The organism is Streptomyces cahuitamycinicus (assembly GCF_002891435.1).
GTDB classification, from domain to species: domain Bacteria; phylum Actinomycetota; class Actinomycetes; order Streptomycetales; family Streptomycetaceae; genus Streptomyces; species Streptomyces cahuitamycinicus.
This window is the reverse complement of sequence record NZ_POUC01000466.1, coordinates 1-5,845: the sequence shown is the minus strand read 5'-3', so window position 1 is coordinate 5,845 and position 5,845 is coordinate 1. Positions and strand designations below refer to the sequence as shown.

At 73.5% G+C, this 5,845-nt stretch carries 4 protein-coding genes; all 4 read left to right on the top strand.

Annotated elements, in window-relative coordinates; translation table 11 throughout:
• Nucleotides 1-45 precede the first annotated feature (45 nt).
• The gene (locus C1J00_RS36805) at nt 46-840 is read left to right on the top strand and encodes a TIGR03084 family metal-binding protein (protein ID WP_102913269.1); all 795 of its coding nucleotides are present in this window, start codon (nt 46-48) and stop codon (nt 838-840) included.
• Between the two features lie 31 nt (nt 841-871).
• On the top strand, nt 872-2,581 hold the full coding sequence (locus C1J00_RS36800) for an acyclic terpene utilization AtuA family protein (protein ID WP_102913268.1): 1,710 nt from the start codon (nt 872-874) through the stop codon (nt 2,579-2,581).
• Nucleotides 2,578-4,176, top strand: coding sequence for an acyl-CoA carboxylase subunit beta (locus tag C1J00_RS36795; RefSeq protein ID WP_102913267.1), 1,599 nt, complete (start codon nt 2,578-2,580; stop codon nt 4,174-4,176). The genes C1J00_RS36800 and C1J00_RS36795 overlap by 4 nt, the downstream gene beginning before the upstream one ends.
• Nucleotides 4,177-4,211: 35 nt before the next feature.
• Nucleotides 4,212-5,845, top strand: a 1,634-nt coding sequence (locus tag C1J00_RS36790; RefSeq protein ID WP_102913266.1) for an acetyl-CoA carboxylase biotin carboxylase subunit, incomplete at its 3' end; no start/stop codon positions are given.

The following is a 5,845-nucleotide window of genomic DNA, read 5'->3' as shown; positions in this document are numbered from 1 at the left end:
ACCCCGCACCACCCCGCACACCGCCGTGCCCCGAGGGGAGCGCCCGTGTCCGATCCGACCTCCGTGATCGACGATCTGCGCGAGGAGAGCGAGGAACTCGACCGCCTCGTGGCCGGGTTGCCCCCGCTGCGCTGGTCGATCGCGACCTCCGCGCCCGGCTGGAGCGTGACCCACCAGATCGCCCACCTGGCCTGGACGGACCGCTCGGCCCTGCTCGCCGTCACGGACGCCGACGGTTTTCGCGCGCTGGTCGAGAAGGCCCTCGCCGCGCCGGGAACCTTCGTCGACGAGGGCGCCGAAGAGGGCGCGCAAGCCCCGCCCGGCGAGCTGCTCGCCCGGTGGCGCGCCGGCCGTACGGCACTGGAGGAAGCCCTGCGGGCCGCCCCACCCGGGGCGCGCTTCCCCTGGTACGGCCCGCCCATGTCGGCCGCCTCCATGACGACGGCCCGTCTCATGGAGACCTGGGCCCACGGGCAGGACGTGGCCGGCGCCCTGGGTGTGGTGCGCCCACCCACCGACCGGCTGCGGCATGTGGCCTGGCTCGGGGTGCGGACCCGGGACTTCGCCTACGGCGTGCACGGCCTCACCCCGCCCGCCGACCCCTTCCGCGTCGAACTGCGCGCCCCCTCCGGCGACCTGTGGACGTACGGCCCCGAGGACGCCCCGCAGCGCGTCACCGGACCCGCTCTCGACTTCTGCCTCCTGGTCACCCAGCGCGCCCACCGCACCGACCTCGCCCTGCGCGCCGACGGCCCCGACGCCGACCGCTGGCTCGGCATCGCGCAGGCCTTCGCGGGACCGCCGGGCGGCGGACGCCCGCCGAAGGAGGCCGGCTCGTGACGCCCGTGCGCGGCGGTGAGGAGGCGGCCTCGTGACGATCCTCCGCATCGGCAACGCCTCCGGCTTCTACGGCGACCGCTTCGACGCGATGCGCGAGATGCTCACCGGCGGCGAACTCGACGTCCTCACCGGTGACTACCTCGCCGAGCTGACCATGCTCATCCTCGGCCGCGACCGCCTCAAGGATCCGGCCGCCGGATACGCCCGCACGTTCCTGCGGCAGCTGGAGGACTGCTTGGGCCTCGCGCACGAGCGGGGCGTCAGGATCGTCACCAACGCGGGCGGGCTCAACCCGGCCGGACTCGCCGACGCCGTCAGGCAACTGGCCGACCGGCTCGGCATTCCCGTGCGCGTCGCACATGTCGAGGGCGACGACCTCAGCACCGCGCTCCCCCGAGCTCTCGGCTCCGCTCGAGCAGGGCAGACCCCCGCGGGGAGCCTCGCCGCCCACGCCTACCTCGGCGGCTTCGGCATCGCGCGGTGCCTGCGGGCGGGCGCCGACGTCGTCGTCACCGGGCGTGTGACGGACGCGGCCCTGGTCACCGGGCCGGCCGCCGCCCACTTCGGATGGACACCACGCGACCACGACCGGCTCGCCGGTGCCGTCGTCGCCGGGCACGTCCTGGAGTGCGGGGCACAGGCCACCGGCGGCAACTACGCCTTCTTCACCGGCGGCGACGTCCGTCGGCCCGGCTTCCCGCTCGCCGAACTGCATGAGGACGGCAGCTGCGTCATCACCAAACACCCCGGCACCGGCGGCTTCGTCGACGTCGGCACGGTCACCGCCCAGCTGCTGTACGAGACGGCCGGTGCCCGGTACGCGGGGCCGGACGTCACCGCCCGGCTGGACACCGTACGGCTGCGCCAGGACGGGCCCGACCGGGTCCGCATCGAGGGCGTGCGCGGAGAGGCGCCGCCGCCCACCCTCAAGGTCGGGCTCAACCGGCTCGGCGGCTTCCGCAACGAGGTCGTCTTCGTGCTCACCGGCCTCGACATCGAGGCCAAGGCCGCCCTGGTGCGGGACCAGATGGAACCCGCCCTCGGCAAGGTCGCCGACGTGCGCTGGGAGCTGGTCCGCACCGACCGGCCCGACGCCCCGAGCGAGGAGACCGCGAGCGCGCTGCTGCGGCTCGTCGTGCGGGACCCCGGCCAAGAGGTCGTCGGGCGGGCGCTGAGCGGGGCGGCCGTGGAGCTGGCACTGGCCAGCTACCCCGGCTTCCATGTGCTGGCCCCACCCGGGAAGGGCTCGCCTTATGGGGTCTTCGAGGATGTGTACGTCCCCCATGGTGGCGTCGACCATGTGGCCGTCCTCCATGACGGGCGTCGGGTCCCCGTACCACCGGCCCACGACACGGCCGTACTCGACGAGGTGCCGGAGCCTCCGCTCCCCGAGCCGCCGGCGCCCGGGCCGGTGACAAGGGCCCCCCTCGGCCTGGTCGCGGGCGCCCGCAGCGGGGACAAGGGCGGCAACGCCAACGTCGGGGTGTGGGCCCGCACGGACGACGCCTGGCGGTGGCTCGCGCACGAGCTGACCGTCGACCGGTTCCGGGAGCTGATCCCCGAGAGCCGCGAGCTGACCGTCGTACGGCACGCGCTGCCGAATCTGCGCGCCCTCAACTTCGTCGTCGAGGGGATCCTCGGCGCCGGTGTCGCCGCGCAGCACCGCTTCGACCCGCAGGCCAAGGCCCTCGGCGAATGGCTGCGCTCCCGCCACCTGGACATACCGGAGGCCCTCCTGTGACCGTCCTGACCTCCGCCCTGGACCCGAACGACCCGGAGTACCGGGCCAACCGCGAGGCCATGCTCGTCAAGCTCGCCGAGCTCGACGCCGAGCACGCCAAAGCCGTCGAGGGCGGCGGCGAGAAGTACGTCGCCCGGCACCGGGGGCGCGGCAAGCTCCTCGCCCGCGAGCGCATCGAGCTGCTCCTCGACCCCGACACGCCGTTCCTGGAGCTGTCCCCGCTGGCCGCCTGGGGCAGTGAGTACACCGTCGGCGCGTCCCTCGTCACCGGCATCGGTGTCGTCGAGGGCGTGGAGTGCCTGATCACCGCCAACGACCCGACCGTGCGCGGCGGAGCGAGCAACCCCTGGTCACTGAGGAAGGCCCTGCGCGCCAACGACATCGCACTCGCCAACCGGCTGCCCTGCATCAGCCTGGTGGAGTCCGGCGGTGCCGACCTGCCGTCGCAGAAGGAGATCTTCATCCCCGGCGGCGCCATCTTCCGCGACCTCACCCGGCTGTCCGCCGCCGGCGTTCCGACCGTCGCGGTCGTCTTCGGCAACTCCACCGCGGGCGGCGCCTACATCCCCGGCATGTCCGACCACGTGATCATGGTCAAGGAGCGGGCCAAGGTGTTCCTCGGCGGTCCGCCGCTGGTGAAGATGGCCACCGGGGAGGAGAGCGACGACGACTCCCTGGGCGGCGCGGAGATGCACGCGCGCGTGTCGGGCCTCGCCGACCACTTCGCCGTCGACGAGCAGGACGCGCTCCGGCAGGCCCGGCGCGTGGTCGCCCGCCTCAACCACCGCAAGGCGCACACGGACCCGGGCCCCGCCGAGCCGCCCAAGTACGACACGGAGGAGCTGCTGGGCATCGTCCCCGGCGACCTCAAGAGCCCCTTCGACCCGCGCGAGGTCATCGCCCGCATCGTCGACGCCTCCGACTTCGACGAGTTCAAGCCGCTGTACGGGACGAGCCTGACCACCGGCTGGGCCGCCTTGCACGGCTATCCGGTCGGTATCCTCGCCAACGCCCGGGGCGTGCTGTTCAGCGAGGAGTCCCAGAAGGCCGCGCAGTTCATCCAGCTCGCCAACCAGCGCGACATCCCCCTGCTGTTCCTGCACAACACCACCGGCTACATGGTCGGCAGGGAGTACGAGCAGGGCGGCATCATCAAACACGGCGCGATGATGATCAATGCCGTCAGCAACTCGAAGGTCCCGCACCTGTCCGTGCTCCTGGGCGCCTCCTACGGCGCCGGGCACTACGGCATGTGCGGCCGCGCCTACGACCCCCGCTTCCTCTTCGCCTGGCCCAGCGCCAAGTCGGCCGTCATGGGCCCCCAGCAGCTCGCCGGCGTGCTGTCGATCGTCGCCCGCCAGTCCGCCGCCGCCAAGGGGCAGCCCTACGACGAGGAGGCGGACGCGGCGTTGCGCGCCATGGTGGAGCAGCAGATCGAGTCCGAGTCGCTGCCGATGTTCCTGTCCGGGCGGCTCTACGACGACGGCGTCATCGACCCGCGCGACACCCGCACCGCCCTCGGCCTGTGCCTGTCCGCGATCCACACCGCCCGCTACGAGGGCGCGCGCGGCGGCTTCGGCGTCTTCCGGATGTGAGGGAACCAGTGACCGATGCCGTGAGGGGCCCTTCAGTGATCACTTCCGTGCTCGTCGCCAACCGGGGCGAGATCGCCTGCCGTGTCTTCCGCACCTGCCACGACCTGGGCATCCGCACCGTCGCCGTGCACTCGGACGCCGACGCGAACGCCCTCCACGCGCGCGTGGCCGACGCGAGCGTACGACTCCCGGGGGAGACACCCGCCGACACCTATCTGCGCGGCGACCTCCTCGTGAAGGCCGCCCTCACGACCGGGGCGGACGCCGTGCACCCCGGCTACGGCTTCCTCTCCGAGAACGCCGGCTTCGCCCGGGCCGTCCTGGACGCGGGCCTGGTCTGGATCGGCCCGCCCCCGCAGGCCGTCGAGGCGATGGCGTCCAAGACCCGCGCCAAGCAGCTCATGGGCATCGAGCCCCTCACCGACGTCACCGAGGCCGACCTGCCCGTGCTGGTCAAGGCGGCGGCGGGCGGCGGCGGCCGGGGCATGCGCGTCGTACGGCACCTCGCGGACCTGGACGCCGGACTGGCCGCCGCCCGTGCCGAAGCGGCGCGTGCCTTCGGCGACGGCGAGGTCTTCGTCGAGCCGTACGTGGAGAACGGCCGCCACGTCGAGGTGCAGATCCTCGCCGACACCCACGGCACGGTCCGGCCGCTCGGCACCCGCGACTGCTCCCTCCAGCGCCGCCACCAGAAGGTGATCGAGGAGGCCCCGGCCCCCGGACTGCCCGCCGCACTCGACGAGGAGGTCCGCGCCCTCGCCGTACGGGCCGCCCGGGCCGTCGGCTACGTGGGCGCCGGAACGGTCGAGTTCCTCGTCGCCGACGGCAGGGCCCACTTCCTGGAGATGAACACCCGCCTCCAGGTCGAACACCCCGTCACGGAGGCCGTCTTCGGCATCGACCTGGTGGCGGAGCAGATCCGCATCGCCGAGGGTCACCCCCTCGAAACCGGCCCGCCACCCGCGCGCGGCCACGCCGTGGAGGCCCGCCTGTACGCCGAGGACCCCGCCCGCGACTGGTCCCCGCAGACCGGCACCCTGCACCGCCTGTCCGTCCCCGGGCCCGTCCGCCTGGACACCGGGTACACGGACGGCGACGAGATCGGCGTCCACTACGACCCCATGCTCGCCAAGGTCGTGGCCCACGCCCCGACCCGCGCGCAGGCCCTGCGCACACTCGCCTCCGCCCTGGAACGCGCCGAGATCCACGGCCCCGTCACCAACCGCGACCTCCTGGTCCGCTCCCTGCGCCACCCCGAGTTCACCGCGGCCCGCATGGACACCGGCTTCTACGACCGCCACCTGCCGGAGCTGACCGACCCGCGTCCCGACCCGCACGCCCCCCTGGCAGCCGCCCTCGCCGACGCCCACGGCCGCTCCCGCTTCGGCGGCTGGCGCAACGTCCCCTCACAGCCGCAGACCAAGCGGTACGTGATGGCGGGCGTGGAGTACGAGGCCCGTTACCGGCACACCAGGGAGGGTCTGGAGGCGGAGGGCGTGGAGGGAGTGCGGGTGGTCCACGCCGACGCGCGTCTGGTGATCCTCGACGTGGACGGGGTGCGGGGGAGGTACGCGGTCGCCCGCTACGGCAACCAGGTCCACGTCAACACCACGGCCCTCCGCCGGCCTGAACACCCGGCCGGACGGCTGTTGCGGAACCGTGACAACAC